The sequence below is a fragment of the Flavobacterium tiangeerense genome (genome assembly GCF_007830355.1).
Classification (GTDB): domain Bacteria; phylum Bacteroidota; class Bacteroidia; order Flavobacteriales; family Flavobacteriaceae; genus Flavobacterium; species Flavobacterium tiangeerense.
Map to the genome: position 1 here is coordinate 15,487 of NZ_VLKO01000004.1, position 24,044 is coordinate 39,530.

27 protein-coding genes are annotated in these 24,044 nt (G+C 31.4%); 7 read left to right on the forward strand and 20 right to left on the reverse strand.

All coding sequences use genetic code 11. The annotated features are described in order from the left end of the window. Positions 1-208 precede the first annotated feature (208 nt). From IQ05_RS04855 to IQ05_RS04885, 7 genes are all read left to right on the forward strand, one after another. Entirely contained in the window at positions 209-1,039 is an 831-nt protein-coding gene (locus IQ05_RS04855; RefSeq protein ID WP_086454479.1) for a 1,4-dihydroxy-2-naphthoyl-CoA synthase, read from the forward strand. A gap of 73 nt (positions 1,040-1,112) precedes the next feature. Then, entirely contained in the window at positions 1,113-1,634 is a 522-nt protein-coding gene (locus tag IQ05_RS04860; protein ID WP_144890573.1) for a PH domain-containing protein, read from the forward strand. Further along, positions 1,634-3,145, forward strand: a complete 1,512-nt coding sequence (locus tag IQ05_RS04865) for a PH domain-containing protein (RefSeq protein ID WP_144890576.1) — start codon at positions 1,634-1,636, stop codon at positions 3,143-3,145. The genes IQ05_RS04860 and IQ05_RS04865 overlap by 1 nt, the downstream gene beginning before the upstream one ends. A gap of 46 nt (positions 3,146-3,191) precedes the next feature. Further along, positions 3,192-4,154, forward strand: coding sequence for a 1,4-dihydroxy-2-naphthoate octaprenyltransferase (gene menA, locus IQ05_RS04870; protein WP_144890580.1), 963 nt, complete (start codon positions 3,192-3,194; stop codon positions 4,152-4,154). Between the two features lie 30 nt (positions 4,155-4,184). Further along, on the forward strand, positions 4,185-4,862 hold the full coding sequence (locus tag IQ05_RS04875; protein WP_144890583.1) for a metal-dependent hydrolase: 678 nt from the start codon (positions 4,185-4,187) through the stop codon (positions 4,860-4,862). A gap of 184 nt (positions 4,863-5,046) precedes the next feature. Further along, on the forward strand, positions 5,047-6,252 hold the full coding sequence (locus IQ05_RS04880; RefSeq protein ID WP_144890586.1) for a tetratricopeptide repeat protein: 1,206 nt from the start codon (positions 5,047-5,049) through the stop codon (positions 6,250-6,252). 40 nt (positions 6,253-6,292) lie between these two features. Further along, positions 6,293-7,339 carry an o-succinylbenzoate synthase gene (locus tag IQ05_RS04885; protein ID WP_144890588.1) on the forward strand — a complete coding sequence of 349 codons (1,047 nt, stop codon included), beginning with the start codon at positions 6,293-6,295 and terminating at the stop codon, positions 7,337-7,339. Between the two features lie 20 nt (positions 7,340-7,359). Here IQ05_RS04885 and IQ05_RS04890 read toward each other — a convergent pair whose 3' ends face one another. From IQ05_RS04890 to IQ05_RS04985, 20 genes are all read right to left on the reverse strand, one after another. Next, positions 7,360-7,836 (reverse strand): nuclear transport factor 2 family protein, encoded by a 477-nt coding sequence (locus IQ05_RS04890; protein WP_144890591.1) that lies wholly within the window; start codon positions 7,834-7,836, stop codon positions 7,360-7,362. A 252-nt stretch (positions 7,837-8,088) separates the two neighbouring features. Next, complete coding sequence (locus IQ05_RS04895) at positions 8,089-10,122, reverse strand: OmpA family protein (RefSeq protein WP_144890594.1); 2,034 nt, start codon at positions 10,120-10,122, stop codon at positions 8,089-8,091. A gap of 84 nt (positions 10,123-10,206) precedes the next feature. Then, positions 10,207-11,985 (reverse strand): Ig-like domain-containing protein, encoded by a 1,779-nt coding sequence (locus IQ05_RS04900; RefSeq protein ID WP_144890597.1) that lies wholly within the window; start codon positions 11,983-11,985, stop codon positions 10,207-10,209. A gap of 340 nt (positions 11,986-12,325) precedes the next feature. Then, positions 12,326-12,676, reverse strand: a complete 351-nt coding sequence (locus IQ05_RS04905) for a hypothetical protein (RefSeq protein WP_144890599.1) — start codon at positions 12,674-12,676, stop codon at positions 12,326-12,328. Between the two features lies 1 nt (position 12,677). Next, positions 12,678-13,025, reverse strand: a complete 348-nt coding sequence (locus IQ05_RS04910) for a hypothetical protein (RefSeq protein ID WP_144890602.1) — start codon at positions 13,023-13,025, stop codon at positions 12,678-12,680. A 48-nt stretch (positions 13,026-13,073) separates the two neighbouring features. Further along, positions 13,074-13,400, reverse strand: a complete 327-nt coding sequence (locus IQ05_RS04915) for a YtxH domain-containing protein (RefSeq protein WP_144890605.1) — start codon at positions 13,398-13,400, stop codon at positions 13,074-13,076. A gap of 31 nt (positions 13,401-13,431) precedes the next feature. Further along, entirely contained in the window at positions 13,432-13,584 is a 153-nt protein-coding gene (locus IQ05_RS04920) for a lmo0937 family membrane protein (RefSeq protein ID WP_144890608.1), read from the reverse strand. A gap of 37 nt (positions 13,585-13,621) precedes the next feature. Continuing rightward, complete coding sequence (locus tag IQ05_RS04925) at positions 13,622-13,774, reverse strand: lmo0937 family membrane protein (RefSeq protein WP_140344716.1); 153 nt, start codon at positions 13,772-13,774, stop codon at positions 13,622-13,624. Positions 13,775-13,798: 24 nt separating this feature from the next. Next, positions 13,799-14,422 (reverse strand): porin family protein, encoded by a 624-nt coding sequence (locus IQ05_RS04930; RefSeq protein WP_144890611.1) that lies wholly within the window; start codon positions 14,420-14,422, stop codon positions 13,799-13,801. 341 nt (positions 14,423-14,763) lie between these two features. Further along, positions 14,764-14,949 (reverse strand): CsbD family protein, encoded by a 186-nt coding sequence (locus IQ05_RS04935; RefSeq protein WP_144890614.1) that lies wholly within the window; start codon positions 14,947-14,949, stop codon positions 14,764-14,766. A gap of 192 nt (positions 14,950-15,141) precedes the next feature. Then, positions 15,142-16,029, reverse strand: coding sequence for an MlaD family protein (locus IQ05_RS04940; RefSeq protein ID WP_144890617.1), 888 nt, complete (start codon positions 16,027-16,029; stop codon positions 15,142-15,144). Positions 16,030-16,046: 17 nt separating this feature from the next. After that, positions 16,047-16,802: an ABC transporter ATP-binding protein gene (locus IQ05_RS04945; protein WP_144890620.1), complete on the reverse strand. Its 756-nt coding sequence runs from the start codon at positions 16,800-16,802 to the stop codon at positions 16,047-16,049. 1 nt (position 16,803) lies between these two features. After that, positions 16,804-17,595, reverse strand: coding sequence for an MlaE family ABC transporter permease (locus tag IQ05_RS04950; protein WP_144890623.1), 792 nt, complete (start codon positions 17,593-17,595; stop codon positions 16,804-16,806). Between the two features lie 57 nt (positions 17,596-17,652). After that, positions 17,653-18,126: a DUF2383 domain-containing protein gene (locus tag IQ05_RS04955; protein WP_144890625.1), complete on the reverse strand. Its 474-nt coding sequence runs from the start codon at positions 18,124-18,126 to the stop codon at positions 17,653-17,655. 493 nt (positions 18,127-18,619) lie between these two features. Then, entirely contained in the window at positions 18,620-19,093 is a 474-nt protein-coding gene (locus IQ05_RS04960; RefSeq protein WP_144890628.1) for a Dps family protein, read from the reverse strand. 222 nt (positions 19,094-19,315) lie between these two features. After that, a complete protein-coding gene (locus IQ05_RS04965) occupies positions 19,316-19,651 on the reverse strand; it encodes a DUF892 family protein (protein WP_144890631.1) in 336 nt (111 codons plus the stop codon). A gap of 167 nt (positions 19,652-19,818) precedes the next feature. Further along, the gene (locus IQ05_RS04970; RefSeq protein WP_086455092.1) at positions 19,819-20,013 is read right to left on the reverse strand and encodes a hypothetical protein; all 195 of its coding nucleotides are present in this window, start codon (positions 20,011-20,013) and stop codon (positions 19,819-19,821) included. A 198-nt stretch (positions 20,014-20,211) separates the two neighbouring features. After that, positions 20,212-20,646 (reverse strand): response regulator, encoded by a 435-nt coding sequence (locus IQ05_RS04975; RefSeq protein ID WP_144890635.1) that lies wholly within the window; start codon positions 20,644-20,646, stop codon positions 20,212-20,214. Next, the gene (locus tag IQ05_RS04980) at positions 20,643-23,111 is read right to left on the reverse strand and encodes a PAS domain-containing hybrid sensor histidine kinase/response regulator (protein ID WP_144890638.1); all 2,469 of its coding nucleotides are present in this window, start codon (positions 23,109-23,111) and stop codon (positions 20,643-20,645) included. Before IQ05_RS04980 ends, IQ05_RS04975 begins: the two co-directional genes overlap by 4 nt. A 2-nt stretch (positions 23,112-23,113) precedes the next feature. Then, the gene (locus tag IQ05_RS04985) at positions 23,114-23,674 is read right to left on the reverse strand and encodes a helix-turn-helix domain-containing protein (RefSeq protein ID WP_144891114.1); all 561 of its coding nucleotides are present in this window, start codon (positions 23,672-23,674) and stop codon (positions 23,114-23,116) included. Positions 23,675-24,044 lie beyond the last annotated feature (370 nt).

Here is a 24,044-nt window from a genome sequence, read left to right on the forward strand (position 1 = left end):
ACTTTATATCTTGTAATAAAGATGATTAACTTACTATAAAGTTAAAAAATAGTACGCTAATAATCATCAAGAATATCATTTTTTTTCTGATTTTTAACATTTTAATTCCTTTCATCAGAGAAGGATTACCATAAGCTTATTCAAAATAGACTAGATATAATGTAAAAAATGATTTATTTTTACACTGAAATAATTTAAAACAATTACCATGGATTGGATTACTGCCAAAGAGTACGAAGATATCACCTATAAGAAATGTAATGGAGTCGCTAGAATTGCGTTTAACAGACCTGATGTACGCAATGCTTTTCGACCAAAAACTACTGCCGAATTGTACAATGCTTTTTATGACGCCCAAGAAGATACCTCAATAGGTGTAGTTTTGTTGTCAGCTGAAGGACCATCTTCTAAAGATGGCGTGTACTCTTTTTGCAGTGGTGGCGATCAAAACGCACGTGGTCATCAAGGTTATGTGGGTGATGACGGGCAACATCGTTTGAATATTTTAGAAGTACAACGATTAATTCGTTTTATGCCAAAGGTCGTTATTGCTGTAGTGCCAGGATGGGCAGTAGGTGGTGGACACAGTTTACATGTAGTGTGCGATATGACACTTGCTAGTAAAGAGCACGCTATTTTTAAACAAACTGATGCTGATGTAACTAGTTTTGATGGAGGTTATGGATCAGCTTATTTAGCTAAAATGGTAGGTCAAAAAAAAGCTAGAGAAATTTTCTTCCTTGGCCGTAATTATTCGGCTCAAGAAGCTATGGATATGGGTATGGTAAATGCTGTGGTGCCTCATGATGAATTGGAAGCTACGGCTTACGAATGGGCACAAGAAATTTTGCAAAAATCGCCTATGGCTATCAAAATGTTAAAATTTGCTATGAACTTGACTGATGATGGAATGGTGGGTCAACAAGTATTTGCGGGTGAAGCTACTCGATTAGCGTACATGACCGAAGAGGCAAAAGAAGGTAGAAATGCATTCTTAGAGAAAAGAAAACCAAATTTTGAAAAAAAATGGTTGCCATAAAAAGTTTTAAGTTTCAGGTTTTCAAGACGAAAACCTAAAACATTACACTTTAAAACTGAAATAAAATAAAAAAATGCAAAACTTTTCGAACGAAATAATTGATACCGATTTACTCCCAAAATATGAGGAAGTAATTTTTACAAAATTGCATCCCAAATATCTTTTTGTGGTGGCAATCAAGGTTGCTATTTTGATTATTACACTAATTACAGCTCCTTTTATTTATTTGTACTTTGAGCCCGATGGTTTTTCAGGTAAAATATCATTTTTATTAGGTTTAATGTCTCCATTTGTATTTCTATTTATCGTTTTATTTGCGCTGCTTAGTTTTAGAAAAAAAGGTTTTGCATTTAGAGAACATGATGTTTTGTATCGATATGGAGTTTTGGCTACCAATACAATCATAATTCCTTATAATAGAGTGCAACATGTAGCCTTACATGAAGGATTTATACCTGGTTTTTTTGGCTTAGCCGAAATAGAAATATTTACAGCTGGCGGAAGTTCTAGTGACATTCAAATACCCGGAATTGAAAAGGAACAAGCCGAAAATATCAAACAGTTATTGATGGTTAAAATTCAAAAACAACTGTAATGGATGTAAGTTTTAGTGCGCCGCAAAGACAATCTCCAGTGGGAGTCTTAGTGTTGTTTTTTTATACTTTACAAAAAAATGCTCGCGCTTTTTGGCCTCTAATTGTAGTATATGCTTTTAAATTCAAGGAGTTAAATATTTTGTACCTGGTTACGGGTATTGTGTTGTTTTTAATATTGATAGGCGTTATATCGTATTTGAAATACCGCAGTTTCACCTTTTTTTTAGATGCTGAAAAAGATGAATTTATTATTTCTGATGGGATTTTAAACAAAACCAAAACTGCCATACAGCTGGATAAAATTCAACAAGTAAACATCAACCAGTCTTTTATTCAAAAATTAATTGGTGTTTATGAATTGCATGTTGATACTGCAGGAAGTGCAAAAAAAGAGGGTCATATTAAAGCTATTTCTCATGAAGTGGCGTTAGAATTAAAATCGCGTTTGCTTGACCAATCGGCTTTAAAAATAAGTCAAGATTTAGATATGAATTTAAACCTTGCTGATAAAGAAGCAGCAGCAACTGAGGCGCCTTTTGTAACCATAGGGTTGCTGAGTTTGTTAAAGTTAGGAATAACCTCAAACTACGGTAAAACTATCGGATTAATTATCATTTTTGGAAGTACTATTTATGAAAATTTTAGAAAATTCAGTGAAACTGATTCCGCGTATCAAGAACAAGTTAATTCTTATGTTGATAAAGGTTTAGCTTCTCAATCTCTTGTAATTGGTTTTGCATTTGTATTAGCAGGTGTATTGGTGCTGAATATTGCACGGGTAATTATTCAATATTATGGGTATACAATTACACGTCAAAAAAATTCTATGTTATTGTCTTATGGATTATTTAATTCTAAAAGCACCATTCTTAAGCCTGAGAAAGTCCAAATTACAACCATTAAAAGAAATTTTTTCCAAAAAAAGCTCGGTATATTAGAATTAAGAATAAGACAAGCTACTAGCGGTACTGCCGAAGATAGAAAATCTATCATTGAAATTCCAGGATGCAGTGATTTAGAGAGCAGTTCGGTTTTACAATTATTGTATGATCAAATACCTGAAAAAGGTTTATCCTTGAAACCTAATTTTAGAGTGTTAGCTGTAGCGTTATTGTTGTTTATCCTTCTTCCTGTTTTATTGTTCTACGCCATAGGAGCTTGGGTGGAACCCGTTGCATTTGACTTTGCATATTTAGTTCCTATTTATGTAATTTTTATAGGTTTACTACAGTATTTTAAATTCAAAAATAATAGATTGTTCATTCATGATAATTTTATCATCAAGCAAAGTGGTGGTTGGGATATCAGCACGGCAATTATCGAGCCTCATAAAATACAAGCCGTTACCACATCGCAATATTTTTGGCATAAAAAATTAGATCTTGGTTCTGTTATTTTGCACACTGCCGGAGGAACTATTTCGTTCCAGATGGGTAATTTTTCAATATTAAAAAGTAAAGTAAATTTGTGGTTGTATCGAATGGAAAAGTCCGATAGCAACTGGATGTAAAAGAAAAATCCTAATTCAAATGAATTAGGAATAAAATAAAAAAAATATGAAACATTGGATTGAGGCCGCGCGTTTACGCACACTGCCATTATCAGTATCTGGAATAATCGTAGGAAGTATGTATGCTCTTGCAAATCCTACCGAAAATATTTTAACACCTACTGAAGTTTTTAGTTGGGCCATTTTTGGTTTAGCGCTTTTAACTACTTTAGGATTGCAAGTGCTGTCTAATTTTGCTAACGATTATGGTGATGGCGTTAAAGGAACCGATAATGACGATAGAATAGGGCCTAAACGTGCTATACAAAGCGGAGTAATTACACCACAGGCCATGAAAAAGGCAATTATTATTACTTCAATAGCCACATTGATTGCAGCTATTTTATTGATTTATGTATCCTTTTCAGATACAAATATTTTCTACTCCCTATTTTTTTTAGTGCTAGGGGTAGCGGCCATTATTTCGGCCATTCGTTACACAGTAGGAAAATCAGCTTATGGCTACCATGGTTTGGGAGATGTATTTGTGTTCATTTTCTTTGGACTAGTGAGTACCTTAGGCGTTCATTTTTTGTATACTAAACAATTGGATTTCAATTTGTTTTTACCTGCCATTGCAATAGGATTATTAAGTACCGGTGTTTTGAATTTGAACAACATGCGCGATGAAGTCTCAGACAGAAAATCAAATAAAAATACGATAGTGGTTAAAATAGGTGGAGAAAATGCCAAGAAATACCATTATTTTTTAATTATAACAGCCATGTTGCTTGTTGTAATTTTTGCTGTAATCAGTCAGTACAGACTTGATCAGTATTTATTTATCATAGCATTTATTCCATTATTAAAACATTTGAAAACAGTTTACAACAATAAAAATCACAAAGATCTTGACCCTGAACTTAAAAAATTAGCCTTGAGTACCTTTGCTTTAGCTATCTTATTATCAATATGTATGGTTTCATTCATTCAAGATTTATTTGTAAATTTATTCCTTGGCGGAAGATAATTTAAGAACTAAACTTTTAAAACAATAACAATGAAAATAACATTTTACGGTCACGCATCATTAGGAATAGAAGTTGGTGGCAAACACATACTTGTTGATCCATTTATATCTGCAAATCCTTTAGCAGCCCACATCAACATTGACAGTCTTGCAGCGGATTATATTTTATTAACTCACGCACACGGAGATCATATTCTTGATGTAGAAGCCATAGCTTCAAGAACAAACGCTGTAATTGTATCCAATGCTGAAATTGCAGGATATTATGGTGCAAAAGGGTTTCAATCGCACCCAATGAACCACGGTGGAAGTTGGAAATTTGATTTTGGAAAAGTAAAATACGTAAATGCAATTCACTCCAGCTCTTTTCCAGACGGCTCTTACGGAGGGAATCCTGGTGGTTTTGTCATAGAAGGCGAGCACAAAAATATTTATATTGCAGGTGATACGGCACTTACCATGGATATGAAACTCATTCCATTGCGCACTAAACTTGATTTAGCCATTTTACCAATAGGTGATAACTTCACCATGGATGTTGAGGATGCTATAATTGCATCAGATTTTGTAGAATGTGATAAAATTTTAGGATACCATTTTGACACTTTCGGCTACATCGAAATCAATAAAGAAGACGCCATTAGAAAGTTTTTCAATAAAGGAAAAGATTTAATGTTGCTAGAAATTGGGAACTCTATTGATTTGTAATTTTTTTTAGGAGCTATTTCCTGCTATTCGTTACAATCTTTTATAAGCCGTAAGCCTTGATGGGCTTACGGCTTTATAAAAGGATTTTCACTGCTATCAGGGCTAGGAAAATACCATTCATAAGTACTAAGCGTACTCCTAAACACGTTTTAGAATATCATGTTATCCATTATTTTATCTTACCATGCAAAATAAAAAGCTATTTGTTTTTGTTCTATTCTTACTTTCTTTCCACACTATTTTTGCACAACAAGATGGTTATTGGGATAAAACCAGAGCTACAACAGAAGAAATCACGGTATCTGCACGAGACAGAATCATCATCAAAACTCAAGATTTTCCAGAGGGAACCACTGAGGTCGTTTTTAGAATTACCCTCTTAGATAAAAACCAGCAAATGGCTGGAAGTTTGGTTTCTGTTTTAAAATCAATTCCAGATCCTACAGGAATTAGTCAAGGATCAGCAGGAGCTGTTTTTATTTTGTCTAAAATTTCAGGAGATGATACCTGTAAGTATGCCATATTTACAAGTGCTGATTTAGCAAAACAATACAAAGAAAACGGAAAAACAGATACTGCCTGTTTGGTTCAAAACACACCAATAAGCAAAGATGCCAAACGACTTTCAACTGATAAATCGGCTTGTATGCAAAGCAACAAGGGCAACTTGTGGTTTGGTTTTGAAAGTAAAAACTGGATTATGAACCAGAAAATAATTTTAGAAGTTGTTCCTTGGGTTAATAAAAAGTTAAGTCGTGGCTGGACAATTGAAAACAGAAAGTCTATTATTGATCAATGTAAAACATCAAACTTGGCTCAAAAAATGAGTAATTCTGATGATTTTTGTGTTTGTATATTAGATAAAATTCAAACTAAATACACCTTTTCCGAGTTTCAAAAATTATTAGCTGTAGAGCGTGCAAAAGCGTATAAAGATTTTGGAAGTAGTTGTTTTGGCGAAAGCAACCTTTCGACTGCTGTTTATGAAGACTTAAGAAAACAAGCTGCTGCATTAGCAAATCAAGGCAAACATGGTGAAGCCATACAAAAACTGACTACCATTATCAATGATGGAAAAGCTACTGCACTAGATTACAATGCTATTGGATACAGTTATTTAGTGACAAAACAATATGGAAAGGCATTGAAATTTTTAAAAGAAGGCCAAAAAAAGGATGAAACAGAATTGTTAATTCAGCTTAATTTGGCGCATGCGTATTTGTTAAACGAAAATTTTTCCTTGGCCAAAGCCATTTACAAACAATACCAGTCTCAAAACGTAACGGATAGTTTGAGTTGGACACAAAAAATTAAGCAAGATTTTGAAGCCTTTAAAAAAGCTGGAATCGTGTCTAATGATTTTGAAAAAGTTTTAAAAATAGTAGATTAAATCAATCAAGATCTTCACTTACACAAAAAAAAAATATATTTTGAAAGCAACCTATCACAAATACATTCTTAATTTTAAACGCCCATCTGGTACTTCACGCGGGGTAATGAACGATAAAGAAACTTGGTTTATAGTTTTAGAACAAGATGACAAAAAAGGAATTGGCGAGTGTGGCATTTTAAGAGGTTTAAGTATAGATGATAGACCTGATTATGAAGAAAAATTAAAGTGGACCTGCGAAAACATTCACTTAGGAAAGGTAAAACTATGGGAAGCTTTATTAGAATTTCCTTCCATTCAGTTTGGTGTAGAAATGGCTTTTCAATCGATAGAGAGTCATCATCCTTTTTTGTTATTCCCATCTGAATTTACAGCTGGTAAAAAAGCAATGGTAATTAATGGACTGGTATGGATGGGTGAGGAGCAGTTTATGAAAAAGCAAATAGAAGAGAAGCTGGCAGATGGTTTTAAATGTATTAAACTTAAAATAGGAGCCATAGATTTTGATGCAGAACTTCAATTGCTTAAGTTTATTAGAGATCATTTTTCGCCAGAGCAAATAGAAATTCGGGTTGATGCTAATGGTGCATTTGCGGTAGAAAACGCTTTAGATAAGTTGCTACAACTTCATGAATTTAAGATACATAGTATTGAACAGCCAATTCAAAAAAATCAAATTGAAAAGATGGCAGAGCTGTGTGAGAAAACTCCATTTCCTATAGCGCTAGATGAAGAGTTGATAGGAGTTTTTTTGAAAGAGGATAAAGAGCAATTATTACTTCAAATAAAACCACAATACATTATTCTTAAACCTAGTTTTATAGGCGGTTTTAAAGGCACGCAAGAATGGATTGATTTGGCTGAAAAGCACCAAATAGGGTGGTGGATTACCTCTGCACTAGAGAGTAACATTGGATTAAATGCCATAGCACAATGGACATTTGAGAAAAATAGTGCTATGCCACAAGGATTAGGAACTGGAGCTTTGTACACTAATAATTTTGATTGTCCGCTTGATGTTACAAATGGTCATTTATGGTATAAACTTACAACTGATTGGGACTTTGACTTTTCAAAATTGTTGTAATAATTAAAAAGTAAATGTCACTATTTTGTATTTTTAGAAATATACTTTTGAAGTGATTCTTGAGCTTGATTCTGAATTTTTCCCTGAAAAAATCCGGTCCATCCCAATAAAAATCCTGTAATACCAAAGGCTTGCTTAGACCATTTATAGAGGTCAAAATCATCTGTATGCTTTATAATTAAACCGTCTTTAAATTGAAATTGGGCAATAATTTTGTTGATTACAGTTCTATTTGTTTTGGTAAATAAATAGGTAGCTTGCCAGTGCGCTGATCCAGTGAACTCATTTGCTTTGCAATCAGAAAAAATCACTTTTAAATTTCCGTTGCTTCGTTCTAAAAGCATTTTCCACATTTGGCAAACATCATTTTCTTTTAATAAACCAAAAACTGGATCGCGAAATTCAATTTTAGAATGATAGCATTCACACATTGTTGAGGCATCGGCATTAGCAAAAGCAGTATAAAACTTAATTATGGTTTTTTCGTTTGGTGTCATAGCTACAAAAATTTAATAGTAAAAATAATAATTTTATGTTATACTTTAGTTGTTAAAATAGGAATATAGAAAAATGAAATACTTTTAATGTATAATTTGAATTGCTTAATTCAATATACAAAGCGCCATTCAGGATTGATATTTGTAATTTCATTTTATAAAAATAAATTTTTATGTAAAAAAAAGAGGACAGACTGTTAAGTTTCTGTCCTCTTTTTGGAATTAATAAATGGTATTCTGTATTACTTAGTTTTATTTGACAGCTGGAATGATATCAATTATTACTGTACGATTGTAAAAACGTTCTTCGGGAGTTTTATTGTCAAAAGGTGCGTTATTTTCGTTTTCACCATAACCAGAAACGTCAAATTTCACATCGCTTCTACCAGCTTTACTCAAGCTATTTTGAAGTATGGTTTTTACATCATTGGCGCGAGCTAAAGACAATTCTTGATTGTAAGCCACCTCACCAATAACATCTGTATGACCTTTGATAATTACTGTTGCACCTATAGGAATTTTAGGTGTAACTATTTCAGTAAGATATTTATCATACAATGAAATTGCTTTAGATGTGTTAAATTCATAGATGATGCTGTATCTGGTACCTTCTTCCATTTTTGCAGGAGTCCAAAGAACCATGTGAACGGGAGTTTCTTTCTCTATAATTTTACCACTTTTAGTTTGACCAATCATTTTTATTTTATAATCACCTTCGGGACGTGTACCTAAAATCATTTTTCCTGGTATGCTTACCTCATCTTGAGTATAAGGCCCAAAAGGCTGTGTTTTTCCCTGTTCATCAGTTATTTGTAAGGACCATGAAGACAATGCTTCACCAGCTCCTTTATTATTAAAAGTAACATAACTATCAACTGGTGCTTCTTGCGATGCAATAATCTGTACTGGTTTTAATGGTGCATCAGGACCACTTTGAAATTCCATCAATAAATCAGGGGAATTACTTTCTATAGAAACTCTACGATCTCCTTCACGAAGTAACACTAGTTCTAATGTTCCTCCAGGTTGTTCTGATGGGATATTTGGTTTACTTTGACCTTTAGTAGTAATTCTAGAGGCGTCTATTGCAAATATATTTACCAAATACGTTTTAACAGATTCAGCCATTGCTAGACCATCTGTATTGTCATTATTTGATGAACCAACTAACATGATTGTTGATGAAGGATTTTTTTGCATACGATCGCCCAGTATGTTCAGCACGTTGTAATAAACCGTCATTTGTCGTTTTGAACGATCTGACAAATTTTTTGGAGCAAAAGTTTCTAATTGGTCTTCTTTGAAGTCTTTCACTTGGTTTTTCGTTAATTCAACATAACGATTTGGAATTTGTGTAGACCCTTCATTAAAGAAAACATAATTTCTAAGGGGGAAAATTTCAGTCATTCTTCTTTCTCCAGGAACATTGATAGGAGAATTTACGGAAAACTGTACTTCAGGATCTTTAAATAAATCTGTTGCTTCTTGAATCTCTTTTCCTTGTCCAAATTTAAGCGCAACACCAGCTCTAATAGTTGTTATATTCCAAGTTTCTGTAGCACGTGGATTTTGACCAAAATAAGGTTGGAACGAAACAAAAGGGGATAATACAAACTGTGTTTTGTTACGATCCGATGAAAGTGGAATATCATAACCAGCGCCAATTTGCACGGACAGAATAGTTTTCTCAATCTCACTAAATTCACCCGTTACAGCAGCAGAAGGAGCTTGATCAGGGAAAGCTGGATTAATTCCTAATTGATAGGTGAATGATTTGTCTAGATTGAATGCCAATCTTGGACCTCCATAAAGGTAAAAATTAGATTTAAACGGTGCAAAACGTACGCTAGGTTCTACAGTAATGTAACTAAGATCAGTTTTTAAATCAGCAGGACAGTCACATGCAGTAAGGACTTGGTCAAAAGAACCTTTACGGCTATCAAACCCGGCTTGCAACATAACTCCCCATCTTGAAGTAGCAGGACGATATTCTAAAAGTGGTGCAATAAAAAGCCTTGTGCCATTTCCTTCATGAAAAGTAGCAGGAGGAGTAAAGCTTGCATTTAACTGATTAGTAGACCCTTCGTAAAAATTGAAATTGGCGCCACCAGCAACACCGAAGTACCAAGAAGGAGTAGTATATTTAATAGATTGAACTTCTTGTGCTTGAACAGTTGTTTGAGCACCTAACCATGTCAAAGAGACTACTAAAAGTCTTTTAATTGAGAGGTTAGTAGGAGACCAAGAATTACTTGGTCCCTTTTTTAAATTATTAATATTGTACATGATATATTTTTTTAATTAATTTTTAATGCATCTATCCTTTTTGAGATATATTAGTTTGATTCTAAATTATGTATCGTTAAAGGCTTAGTTATTCGGTACGTTAATAGTTGTATTAACCATAGTAACTGAAGCTACAAGTGAAATTGCTCTACCATTTAAAACTGTTAAAAACGGATTTGTACTATTAGCAGGAGATGACAAAGTCACACCAGAGTTGGCTATAATATTTCCTACCATAACTCCACCACCAGCGTAATTAATAACTGCTTCAGTTCCTACATACCAATACACATTATTAGGATTACCTACGCCGTTTAAGAACGTTACACTACTTGGCATTGAATCACCTACTGTTAAAGAGGATGGTGCTTGAAAATACCATTTTGCATTCGGATCTCCATTTGCATTTAAGGTAAGATTTCCGTTGGTTATACTAAAAGAGCTTGAAGCGGTGTAAATACCAGGAGCTAATGTTAATCCTCCTAATTCACCAGCACCAGGATTAGCAACACCTCCAGGCATAGAAGCAGGTGAAATACTGTTGTAGAGATCTCTCGCTGCATTTAATCCAGCTAATGCTGTTGTTGCTTTTGTAGCATTTCCAGGCGCTGGTGCATCTGTAAATATACCATCAGTTACAATTCCATTATTTAATGGAGTTACGATATATACATCACCACTTGTTCCATCAGTAAAACCTGTTACTAAGGTTGCAGCAGCAGTTGTACCGATAGCACCGTTGATTACAGTTAATAATCCTTGATTTGTTATTCCTGCATTCCCTCCAAAAACTCCAAAGAATAAACCACTTGTTATAACAGGAGGTGTTACTACAACATTTGAGGTTGTGAAATTCCATACATAGTTACTAGCTAATGGAATACCGGCTGAACTTTTAGCACCAGTTGTTATTGTTGCTGTATAAACAAGTCCAGGATTAAGAGCATTTACTGGATTAAATGAAGCAGTAGTACCACCAGTATACAGTACAACGCCTGGAATTACTGTAGTCCCTTGTCTTAAAGTAAAAGTGGTTGTATTAATAGTTAGCGGATCCATAGCAATGCTAAAGTTTGCAGTAAGTGTTTTGTTTAAATCAACTCCTATAGCGTTATTAAATGGATCAGTAGATGTAACTGTTGGAACAGGAACAGTTGTAAAATTCCATACGTAATCAGCAGCTAGTGGTGTTCCTTGTAAACTTTTAGCACCTGATGTTATAGTAACCGTATAAACAGAATTAACGGTTAAAGGATTTGTAGGTACAAAAGAAACCGTTGATCCAGAATAAGTAATTGCACCTGCAATTGTGTTAGTACCTTGTTTAACTGTAAATGTTGAATTAATTATTGTCAAAGGATCCATTGGAACACTAAAAGTTGCAGTTATTGTTTTATTAAGAGCAACGTTAATTTGATTGTTTGTAGGATCAGTAGTATTTACAACAGGAACAATAATCATTCCAGTAGAAAATGTCCACAAATAATCTGTTTGAAGAGCATTACCCATTACATCTTTTACTCCAGTTGTAATCCTACCAGTATAGGTAGTATTAGGACTTAGAGGGTTAGTAGGAGTAAACCTTGCTGTTCTTCCGTTGTACGTAATTGCACCAGAAACTACCGTGCCATCTGCTTTTGAAATAATTAAAGTAGAGGAGTTGATAGTTGAAGCATTTATCTCTTCATTGAAAGTGACTGAGATAATTTGATTAAAAGGTACGCTTAGCGCTAAATTATTAGGAACAGTAGATTCTACAACTGGACAAACACCTACTGTTTCTACAAAATCGTCTTCAGCACAACTAGAAATTAATGCAATAAACAGTATTGCAAAGAGTAATAGTAAATTTTTAGTTTTCATTTTTTTAATTTTTAAGGATTAAGTATTCTACATAGCAAAGGTTGTTATGTTATTGGCTTAAAGAGTTATACAATTAAATAATGAAGTAGTAAGATTAACTTATATTTACACATTTTTGAAGCATCGAAATGAGCTAAGGCAGTATAGAATGTTGTGATTGTATGTACGGTATCCGTGTTGGTTTTGAATTTAGAAAAGCTATTGTATTTGTTATTATAGATGGGTGTTTGGTTTTTAAATACAAATTGAAAACCTATTGGACAATTTGATGTAATAAAAAAGAGGATAGCTTTTTGGGCTATCCTCTAATGAATTTTTAAATCTTTATAAAAAGTTTCTATCAAGAGTGCTTGTCTTGAGTAAAAGTCTCAGCTTTTTTACTTACAAAGTTAGTTATTGCAAATTGTAAAATAGTACCAAGAACCTTTGTGATTGGATTATGGGAAGAACCTAATAATACTTTTTTTGATAAGTATCCTGATGCAATACCAATAACACTGTTAAGAATATTACCTTTAAACTCGGAAGTTTTTGTTAACTGTCCAAAAGCATTTTTTATAAGGTTTACAGGTTGTAAACTTTCATAAGTTACATGATATTGGTCTTTAAGTTGTACAAGTTCAAAAGCTTGTTTTTCTTTCAATAATTGAATAGCTTCTTTTAGCATCTCTGATTCAGTACTCTTTTTCATATTAACTATTTTTAAGCATTTTGACAATTATAAAATTACTAATAGGCATTTTTATCCATTTGTCTTTAAAGTAGTATAGTAAAAGTGCTAGTGCTAGATAGAAGGCACCAACAATAAAAAAACCAAAGTATAGTTGTCCTACAAGCTTGCCTACCCAAAGAGAGAGACCAATGTTTGAAAGAAAAACAAACATCGCAAAAACAACAGAAATTGCCATTCTAGAGATTAGTGATGAAACCACGTCAGCAGTTTTATCAATCGCATTAAGTTTAGCTAACTCTATTGAAGTTTTAGTATAATTCTCTGCTCTTTCAAAAAGCATTTCTATTGATGATGCATTGTTTTCCATTTTCCTGAAATTTATATCAAAATTAATTTTTTAAAGAAGTAATACAAATTATATTGAATTAATATCCTTTTTTACTTCGTTAAAAGATGCTTTACCTTGAGCTAAAAGATCTTCTCCATCATGTTTAACTTCATTCATTTTAGATTTGCCCTCAGCAACAAGTTTCTCACCTTCTGCCCAAATTTTTTCATATTTTTGAGTAATAGTACCCAAAATGTTGTCCAATTTGTATTTCAATTCGTCAGCATAATCACTGCTTTTGTCAGCAATTTTTTTTCTTGTGTTATCACCTTTATCTGGTGCAAATAAAACTCCTAATAATGCTCCTACGGCTACTCCGCCTAAAACTCCTAATATTATTTTATCTGATTTCATAATGCAAATTTTTAAAGTTATAATTATTAATTTATACGTTTCTACCTGAAATGAGCCTAAATAATATTGCTATTACAGCAATTACCAATAAGACATGAATTATTGAACCTACGCTAAAAGCAAAGAATCCGATTGCCCAAAAAATTACTAAAATGACTGCTATTGTATAAAGAAGATTACTCATATTTTATAGTTTTAATGATTAGAATTAGTATTGAATATTATATTTTTCTACCTGAAATTAATCTGAATAGAATAGCTATTACCGCTAGAACAAGTAGAATGTGAATGATGGATCCAACACTGTATGCAAAAAAACCGATTGCCCAAAAAATCACTAAAATAACTGCTATTGTGTAAAGAAGATTGCTCATGATAAATATGTTTAATGTTAATTATTAGTTTAGTCTAAGACCTACGTATGCGCTAAATACACTGTTTTTAGCATCTGAAGATGTAAAACTATCATCTTTACCAATCTTAGTTAATCCGTAATTGTAGCGCACTCCAAAATTTACTGCATCTAAATCAAAACCTAAACCTCCTGAAATACCAGCGTCAAATTTATTGAAATCATCAGTATTTAATGTACGAACTGATGAACCAAGATTAGAATCATTAGTTGTTTTACCGCTAACCATGTATGCTAAATATGGACCTACTTGTACATTGAAATTATCAGTTAAATTAGCAACAAGTAAAATAGGTACTTCTATATAATTGATATTGAATTTTGCTGTTCCATTTACTCCAAAACTGTTGTACACTAATTCAGATCCTTTTGTAGTGTAGCTAATTTCAGGTTGAATTGCGATACTATTTGTAATTGGGAATTTAGCATATAAACCTGCATTAAAACCTGTTAATACATTATTGTCATCAACAGTATCTGTGTATAAGTTTGAAAAGTTAAGACCTCCTTTAAAACCAAAAGCTGGAGTTTTTTCTTGTGCTTGGATTCCTGTGAAAGATAATAATCCTAATGTTATTGATGCGAAAATTAATTTTTTAGACTTTTTCATTGTTTATTTTTTTTATTGATTTATATATTACAAAGGTCATTAATTAACACAGTTTAGTTGTTACATTACTTTTAGTGAATGTTTCAAGATTCACACTTTAGTAATTACAGGTTATAAATTTAATAATTAACACATTGATAAACAGTATTTAAGCAAAAAAAATGCAAGTTTTTACAACTTGCATTTTATAATATATTGTGTATTTTAAAATTAACGAAACAAAAAAATCAATTTTAGTCTCTTGTATTCTAGTCACATTTATTTTGATTAAAAAGGATTTTATAAATTACAGTTTTAGTTAAACCTAATTTTATATCCTGTAAGTAAGAGATAAAAAAAAACTATAAGGATTGAAAAATAACAATAAGTTCCTCTCTAGTTTTTCCTAGTTTGTCTTGGTATTTCTTTAGCATTTCTTCTTTCTTAGATTCTGAAAATAATGACTTGTTGCTAGTTAAAGCAACAAATTTTTCTTTTAATTTCTCCTTCTGCTGTTCCCAGTTCCCCTCTAAATCATTTGAATTCATAATTTTGGTTATTAATAGTGAAATAATCTTCACCCTCCAAAGTTCCCAAAATTCTAACTAATTAAATTATATAACTATGGCTATTTGTTGTGATTTTCACTGATTTTTAAAATAACCTTTAGACTTTACAGTATTTTATTCAAAATAGTTTTAGACTTCTAAAAATAGCTTGGATATAATAAAACAATAGTATTATTTGTTGATAGAATCATTTTTTTGATCCATTTTCAAAGCTTTTTTCATTTCGGCTTCTTCAATTTCTTGCTCTTCCTCGAGTTTTTTATCTTCTACTTTTTTCTTCTTATTGAAAAAACCTCTCAATAAAAAATTATGTTTTGCTGCCTCAATTACTTCATTTAAGCCTTTTGTAGCTGTTTTTACATTGGTTAAAGAAGAATCTATTGAATTCCCCATTCGCTCGTTACTTATAAGTTTTGATAGAGCACCTTTACCATTGTTCATACTAGTAGTAAAAGTTTCAAACTCTGATGCACTTGCTTCTAAACTGGTTACCATGTTGTCCACGCTATTCCCGAATTTTTTATCTGAAACCAGTTTAGATAATGCTCCATCACCATTATTCATACTTGAGCTAAATTGCGCTAGCTCAGCAGTTATCAGTCCTGCATTATCTACACTTTTCTTAACACTCACCATAAGGTCATCCATTTCAATGGCTTTTTTAGATCTAATATAATCCTGATCATTAATCAATATAGTAGATTTCTTTCCTGAAGTTATTGTCAAGACTTTATCGCCCATTAAACCATCCGAATTGATACTTGCCACGGCATCTTTCTTGATGTATTTACGAACTTCATCTTTGATAACCATTTTAATAACAACCGAAGTATCATTGAGGAATTCAATATCTTCAACAGTTCCAATATTTATACCTGATAATCGAACGTTGTTGCCTACTGCAAGACCGTTAACCGAATTAAATTTTGAATACAACTCAATAGTTGATCCAAATAAGTTTTTTTGTTTGCCTACAAAATAGATGGTACCTACAAATAAAAACAATCCAACTATTACAAACATTCCTAATTTCCACTGGTATCCTGACTCTTTAACCATGATTTTTAATTTTTAATTTAAATAAAAAATGAGCGAACCCATTCATCTTCACTTTTTTCTAGCTCATCATATGTTCCTTCAACATGTATTACACCTTCTTTTAAAATTACAATTCTATCAGATGTAAGTCTTGCACAGGGCATATCATGCGTTATAATTATTGAAGATGTTTTGTTTTTTTGTCGAAGTTCTAAGATGAGTTCACTTATTTCTCTTGAGGTAATGGTATCAAGTCCTGTTGTGGGTTCATCATACAAGATAATCTCTGGTTTAAGAATCAACGTTCTTGCAAGTCCTATTCGTTTGCGCATTCCTCCAGATAATTCAGAGGGCATTTTGTCTATGGCTTCCTTCAATCCCACACTTTCGAGTACTTCTAAAACGTGTTCATTAATTGCATCACCTGATAATGTGGTATCATGTCTTCTCAATGTAAAAGAAAGATTTTCTCGAACACTCATAGAATCATATAAAGCAGCATTTTGAAAAAGAAATCCAATGCGTGTTCTAATTTTGTTTAGTTCATCGATTTCTAATGAATTGATTTCTTGGTTGAACACAGTAATAATGCCGCTGTCTATTTTAATTAGTCCAACGATACATTTAATAGTAATTGATTTTCCTGAACCGGATTTACCTAAAACTACCAGGTTTTCTCCTTTATTCAAGTTAAATGTTACTCCTTTTAAAACTTCATTTGTACCAAATGATTTGTGTAAGTCTTTGATTTCAATTACCGGATTACTATTTTGAAGTGTGTAATTTTTTTCCATATTAAAAAAATAAATCAGTTACTTGTACCGCAATCATATCAATTATAAAAATGGTTAATGAGGCCGTAACTACCGCAGAATTTGCTGCTTTACCTACACTTTCAGTTCCATTTTCAGCATTATATCCTTTATAGCAACCAATCATTCCTATAAAATATCCAAAGAAAAAAGTTTTTATAGTTGCGGGAAAAATATCTAAAAATGTTATGGATTCAATCACTTGTGATAAATAGCGGACTACATTTACATCGCCGTGAATATTAATCCCCATGTAACCTCCAACTATTCCTATTCCATCAGCATAAATTACAAGTAATGGAATCATTAATGTAGTTGCCATAATTCTAGTTACAACTAAATACTTGAATGGATTGATAGCTGAAACTTCCATTGCATCAATTTGCTCAGTTACTTTCATTGAGCCTAATTCAGCTCCAATTCCTGAAGCTACTTTACCAGCGCAAATTAAAGCAGTAATAACAGGAGCAATTTCCCTAATTAAAGACAGTGCAACCATGCTAGGCAACCAAGATTCGGCTCCAAATTCTGCCAAAGTTGGTCTCGATTGTAAGGTAAGAACCAACCCCATTATGAAACCAGTAATAGTTACTAATGGTAAAGATTTATATCCTATTAAGTAACATTGTTTGAGCAGCTCCTTGAATTCATAAGGAGGCCTAATGGCTTCTTTAAAAAAACGAATAGCAAATTCAGTAGCGCGGCCAACTTCAATAAAACTTTGATTGAGATAAGTTCCCAATCGTTCTTTTTGTATCGTTAATGTTTGGTTCATTCCTCTATTTTTAAATTTAACAGGAATTATATCTTTTAAAAAAAATACAATTTCCTTTTAAAAACTCATACTTGATTTTGCAATCATACTATCTCCCAAATCTTTAATTTTGTCATGTTGATTGGTTAATAGTATTTGTTGCTGCTGTAAAATTTGATTCAGTTTTTTTGGAATAAAATCAGTGTTGTTCGTCAATGAGTTTTTATATACTTTGAGTATTTCAAACTCAGAATATTCCAATCTATTTAGAATTTCTTCTTTGTCTTTTATGAGAAAGTTTATTTTTAAATTTCCCCAAATTTTATCTATTAAAGTATGATTTCTAGCATTTTCTTTTGGGGCACCATTTATTTTACTCAGTTCAAATATCAAATCTTCATTAAACAAATTGCTTGTTTTTTCAAACTCATTGAATAATTGCACTAAGTCATTTTCATTAAATCCCTTTTTGGCATTTTGATATGCTATTACCCTATCTTTATGAGATGCTATTAAATTGTTTAATACATCAACTGATTTTTTAATATTCATATCTTATGATTTTGATTGTGCTATTTATGTTTCAGGCTGGGCATTAAAGGGTGTTGTAAAAACTACCACATTTCAATACATTTCTGTTTGCAAAATTCATATAAATAACCATAAACCTTGTTACACAACTTTACAGAAAAGTTGCAATATTTACGGTTAAGCCTTGTTATAGATAAGCATAAGATAATTCAATTCAATTCTTGAGGTTTATATCTGTAAGAGAATGTTTTATTTAATTTGTAAAAAAAAGGCTGTTGTTTCCAACAGCCCAAACCAAACAAAACTCAACCTATTTTTGATAATTTCACTTTATAAAAAAAGGAATTTATAATTTCTATTTAAGTAAATTTTACTTTACTTGTATTTATAGAAACTGTATTTCTTTGTGTATAATTGTATCTTTGAGAAGGGGCTGTTTTTCCCACTCTACAATTACTATTTGATGGTTTTAAAACCTCATTTTTTAAATTGATCATAACTTTTTTTTAATTTTTTATTCTAAATATCTTCTTAACTTCCAAGCCATTGTTTCATGATCTTTCATTAATCCTGTAAGAAAATCAGCTGTTCCAGCATCATTATTTTTGTTGTCGCAGGTATCAATATCTTCTCTTAACTGTACAATTAACGTTTCATGATCTTTTACAAGTTCTTGTAGCATTTCTTTTTGAACTGGGTATACATTAGGAGATTCTTTTATAACAGATAATTTACTAAACTCGCTCATAGTCCCAATTGTTTTTCCGCCTAATTTGCTTATTCGTTCGGCCGTTTCATCAATCGAAACTTCAAGCTCAGTATATTGAGCTTCAAATAATTGATGCAATTCCATAAAACTTTGCCCAGATACGTTCCAATGAAATTTTCTAAGTTTTATATACAAAGTCATTTCATTTGCTAAAAGCCATGACAAAATGGTAATACTACTTTTTAAGTGCGCTTCGGTGATTCCAATGTTTAGTTTCATAATGAGTTTTTTTATAAATAATTATTGATTGTTTTTAACCAGATATTTTTTGTCCTGTAATCAAGAATTAAATTTTTACAAAGGTGAATATTGTATAGTAATTTTATATTACATTATTAATTCAAAAAGTTATATGATTAACATTTTCTATTCCTTGTTTAATTGTTTATTTGTGATTTTTTTCAATGAACTTGAAATTAATACCAATCGAGTAGGTCCTGATTATGGAGTATTAGATTCGTTTTCATATAAAGAAGAATAGTTTATTGTAATATTTTTTTCTCCAATTGAATCAAAAAAATCTTCAAGACGCTGAATGTGCTCTTTTGTAAATTGTAAATGAGTTGTAAGTGCATCCGAAATTTCCTTACTCGCTGCTTTCTGGATCAATATGGGAATCGAAATTAAAAGTGATTTTTCAGAAAAGTATATGTCTTGTAATTCCTCAAGATAAATATTTCGACAGGTTTGATTTTTAGGTCCTACAAACTCTAAATCACTTTTATTTGGATAATTATTTTTCAATAATTCAAGCCTATTAATTTTTGAATTTCTCATTTTATGAACTTTTTGGAATTTATGAATAATTAAAAAAAATCCTATTTACACGCATTTTAAATACAAAACATCTTGAAGTTCTTTTAAATTAATTGATATTTTAAAAAAATAGCATATTACAATTAATTTAATTTTGATTCATAGAAAATCAAACAGGTTAATTCAATTTATGATTCGTCCTTAGTAGTACGAACTAAACTGATTCCTGAAATAAAAAATACAGCACCAAGAATACCGTATATCAGTAAAGGTTTTACAGATTCAAAATCAGAATTTGCTGATGAGAATAACATAGCTGTATAAATTAATCCACCTATCCCAAGGACGGTGAGTATTGTTCCAAAAATTCTTTTGATGTTCATTTTTTTATAATTTAGTTAAACAAAAATAGTTGTAAAGAACTCCGTTATTGTTGTACAATTTTTTATATTACTTATATCATTCACACAAAATGATTTAAGGTCTTTTTTACAGTAAAAAAAAACGCTTTAGCTTTCAATTTTAAATATTTTTAAAATTGAAAGCTAAAGCGTAACTGTAATATAATAGAAGAGAAAAATCTACATTCTATCCATGTACCATTGAAGTTCTTTTTCTAATTTTTGATACTTAAAAATCGTAGAAATTATTTTTTCTAATCGTAAAAAAGCAGTTTCACTTTTTACCACATAATCAAATGCCTTGTGATGCATGCATTGCACTGCAACTTCTATCTTATCCTGAGATGAAAGCATTATGACAGGAATATTTGAATTTAATTCTTTTATTTTATCTAATGTTTGCAAGCCATTCATAGCACCAATTACAATGCCATCTAGTTGAAAATCAAGGATAACTAAATCTGGTAAATGATTTAAATTTTCTATACACTTTTCGCCAGTAGGATAGGTTTCTATTACAAAATTTGTGTTTTGATTAAATTCAATTTCCAATGATTTTAAAAAAAAAGCATCATCATCTACTAGAAAAATCTTAATTTTATTTTCGTTTATCACTTTTTTGTATTTTTTATAATGTTTAATTCTTCTTCTAATTCTCCACAAGCTTGCAAACAGATTTCTTCTAATTGTAATACTAATTCGTCAATTTCATTTAATTTTTCTTGTGAATTTGCAAACTCCTGAATTCTTTTGGCGATATCCTCAAAGTCAGTACTAATACCCATAATAGAGAATGAAGGAATCATTTTATGTGCCGCTGCAGCCAATAATTGCCAATTTTGTTCTGCAAAACTTTGTTTAATTGTATTTATTAATGTGGGTGTCTGAGCAAGATATAAATCAATCATTTCCATCATAAGTTCTGGATTTGATTTTGTTTTTTGATTTAAGTATACCAAGTCAATACAGCGAATTTTTTTTACTGTTTTATCTATATTCTCGTTTAATTTAGCCGATAGTTTAGCCAATTTTGGTTTTTTAAGAATACCAACAATTTTACTATACAACAACCTTTCATCTACGGGTTTTGCAAGATAGTCATTCATTCCTACAGCTTTACATTTATCTAAATCTACTGTTGTTACATCAGCAGTTAGTGCAATTATAGGTATTTGTGACTGCATTTTAATTCTTATATATTCAGTTGCTTCAAATCCATTCATTTCAGGCATTTGTAAATCCATTAAAATGATGTCATACGCTTTATCTTTTAGCATTTCAATGGCAATTTTTCCGTTTTCTGCAACATCACGTTCAAAACCAAAATCATCTAGAACAGTTTTCATTAACAATTGGTTCAGTGCAATGTCTTCAACCACTAGTACTTTGATATTTTTAATTTCTGAGTCTAATTCGAGTAAATCATTCTCAAGAGCAGCGTCGGCATTAGTTTTTTGAAAACTCAATGAAAAGCTAAAACTAGAACCTTTTTTTACTTTACTTTTTACTCTTATTTTACCGCCTTGTAATTCAACAAGTTGTTTAACAATGGCTAATCCTAATCCTGTACCGCCATACATTCTTGATGTTCCGCTTGATGCCTGATTAAAATTTTCAAAAATATGGTCTAATTTATCCTCTGGAATTCCTATTCCGGTATCTGAAACAGTAAACTCAATAACCACACGGTCAACATCTTCAAAAACAAGTTGCACACTTACTGTTATTTTACCTTTTTGGGTAAACTTTACAGCATTATTGACTAAGTTCAAGATAATTTGATGCAATCGCACAGGATCACCCACTAATACATCAGGGATGTGATCATCATAATCTTGAATAAGTTTAAGATTTTTTTCTTGGATTTTATTTTCAAATAAATGAAGCATGGATTCAAGCGAAGCATTCAATTTGAAAGGTTTTTTCTCAAAAGTCATTTTGCCAGAATCTACCTTGGCAAGGTCCAAGATATCATTAATCAAAACGATTAATGCATCACCACTCATTTTTATAGCATTGATGTATTCTAATTGTTTTACAGTCAAATCGGTTTTTAAAACAACTTTTGTGAATCCAATAATAGCATTCATCGGAGTCCTAATTTCATGACTCATATTAGATAAAAATTGTTGTTTTGATTTTACTGCATTCTCTGCAATTATAGCAGCACTTTCGGCATTTTTTTTAGCTTCTTCTGCGATTTCGGTAGCTAATTCAGCAAATACTCGTGCTTCTATCAGGGCTGATGCTATTTTTTTTTGTTCTGTTACATCTCTCGCTACTATAACTACACCAGCCACTTCTCCTTGCGCATCTTTGTATACAGAACCGTTGCAAAGTACATCAGTTAATTTTCCATTTTTATGCTTGATGGTAAGCGGCAAATTAGAAACGCTTCCTTTATCAAATACCTCTTTATGAACTTCGCGAGCATTCTTTTTTTCGGTAAAATAATCAAAAAAATCAGATCCAGTAAGTTCTTCTCTAGACATTCCAGTACTGTTTACCAAGGCCTGATTCATATCCGTAATCTTACCTTTGGTGTTCAAAGTAACTAGCGGATCTTGACTGGCTTCAATTAAACTCAAAGTATACTGAGATGCTAGAATTGCAGAGTTATTAAGTTTTTCAAGTTCTTTATTAAGGTCTTGTTGTTTTTCTTTTTCTTTATGAGCTTCCTCTAATTCAATAGACCATTTTTGTTTTGAGGTTTCACGTACAACAAAAATAACACCAATTAATTTTCCTTCGTTATCTTTAAAAGGTGTTCCATTACATAAGATGGGTATTAAATTACCAGCTTCACCTTTAATTTCTAATGCTTGATCGTATAGAGATCCTTTTTGGCAAACTATTGATATAAGATTTCGAACTTGCTGAACGGGATGACAATAATCTTCAAAATTGGAATACAGTATATTTTCACGTTCTTTTCCAATAATTAATGAAGTTGCTTTATTGAAATCAATAATTTCACCTTTTATGTTTACAATAAATATAGGCTCTAGTATAGACTCTATTAAATTTCGGTTATACTGAACATCGTTATTTTCCTGGATTTTTCCATTTTTGCAATACATATCTATAAGTTGTTTTTGTGATTTCCAATTTCTTCAATTGGACTTCTCCTTTTATCTTTTAATTTTTTAAAATGTGAAGGAGATAAGCCTGTCACTTTTTTAAACTGGCTCGAAAGATGGGCTACACTACTGTAATTCATTTTCCAAGCAATTTCAGTAATGTTTAATTCTCCGTAAATTATAAGCTCTTTAATGCGCTCAGTTTTATGTGAAATAATAAATTGTTCAATAGTAGTACCTTGAACCTCAGAAAATAAATTTGATAAATAGGTGTAATCATGGTTTAACTGCTGACTTAAATAATCTGAAAAGTTAATTTTAATGACCTCCGTTGAGTGGTGTACCATCTGGATAATGACATTTTTTATTTTTTCTATCAACATAGATTTTTTATCATCCATCAATTCAAGTCCTGAATCAAGAAGTGCAGCTTTTAAGATTTGTCTTTGCTCCATAGATATGTTTTCCATGATTTCGACTTCTCCTAAATCAACAACCACAAAATGGAGTTTCAGCTTTTTTAACTCTTCTTTGACAGCAATTTTACAACGATTGCTCACCATGTATTTAATGTATAGTTTCAAATATATTTATTTAATGTTGTGTTAGTAACGTGTTTAATTTATGTAAGTTACGTTAATTAATTTTATACAGCTATCAAATAAATTTAATTTTCACAAATACTAATTATTCAGAAAATTAATTTTAGAACCGTATAAAAAAAATAGTACAATACAATTATCGAAATAATTCAATCAAATATTTAGTTCGTTATTTCGATAATGTAAAATTATACAAAGTCAACATTTTATTTGTTATATAATTAAAGTGAAAATTTGTGAAATAATTTAGGTTAAATATTTCAGAAAAATCGAAAATAGCACTTGATTTTGAATTCTTTACAAGATAAAATATATCAAAATAGGATACTTC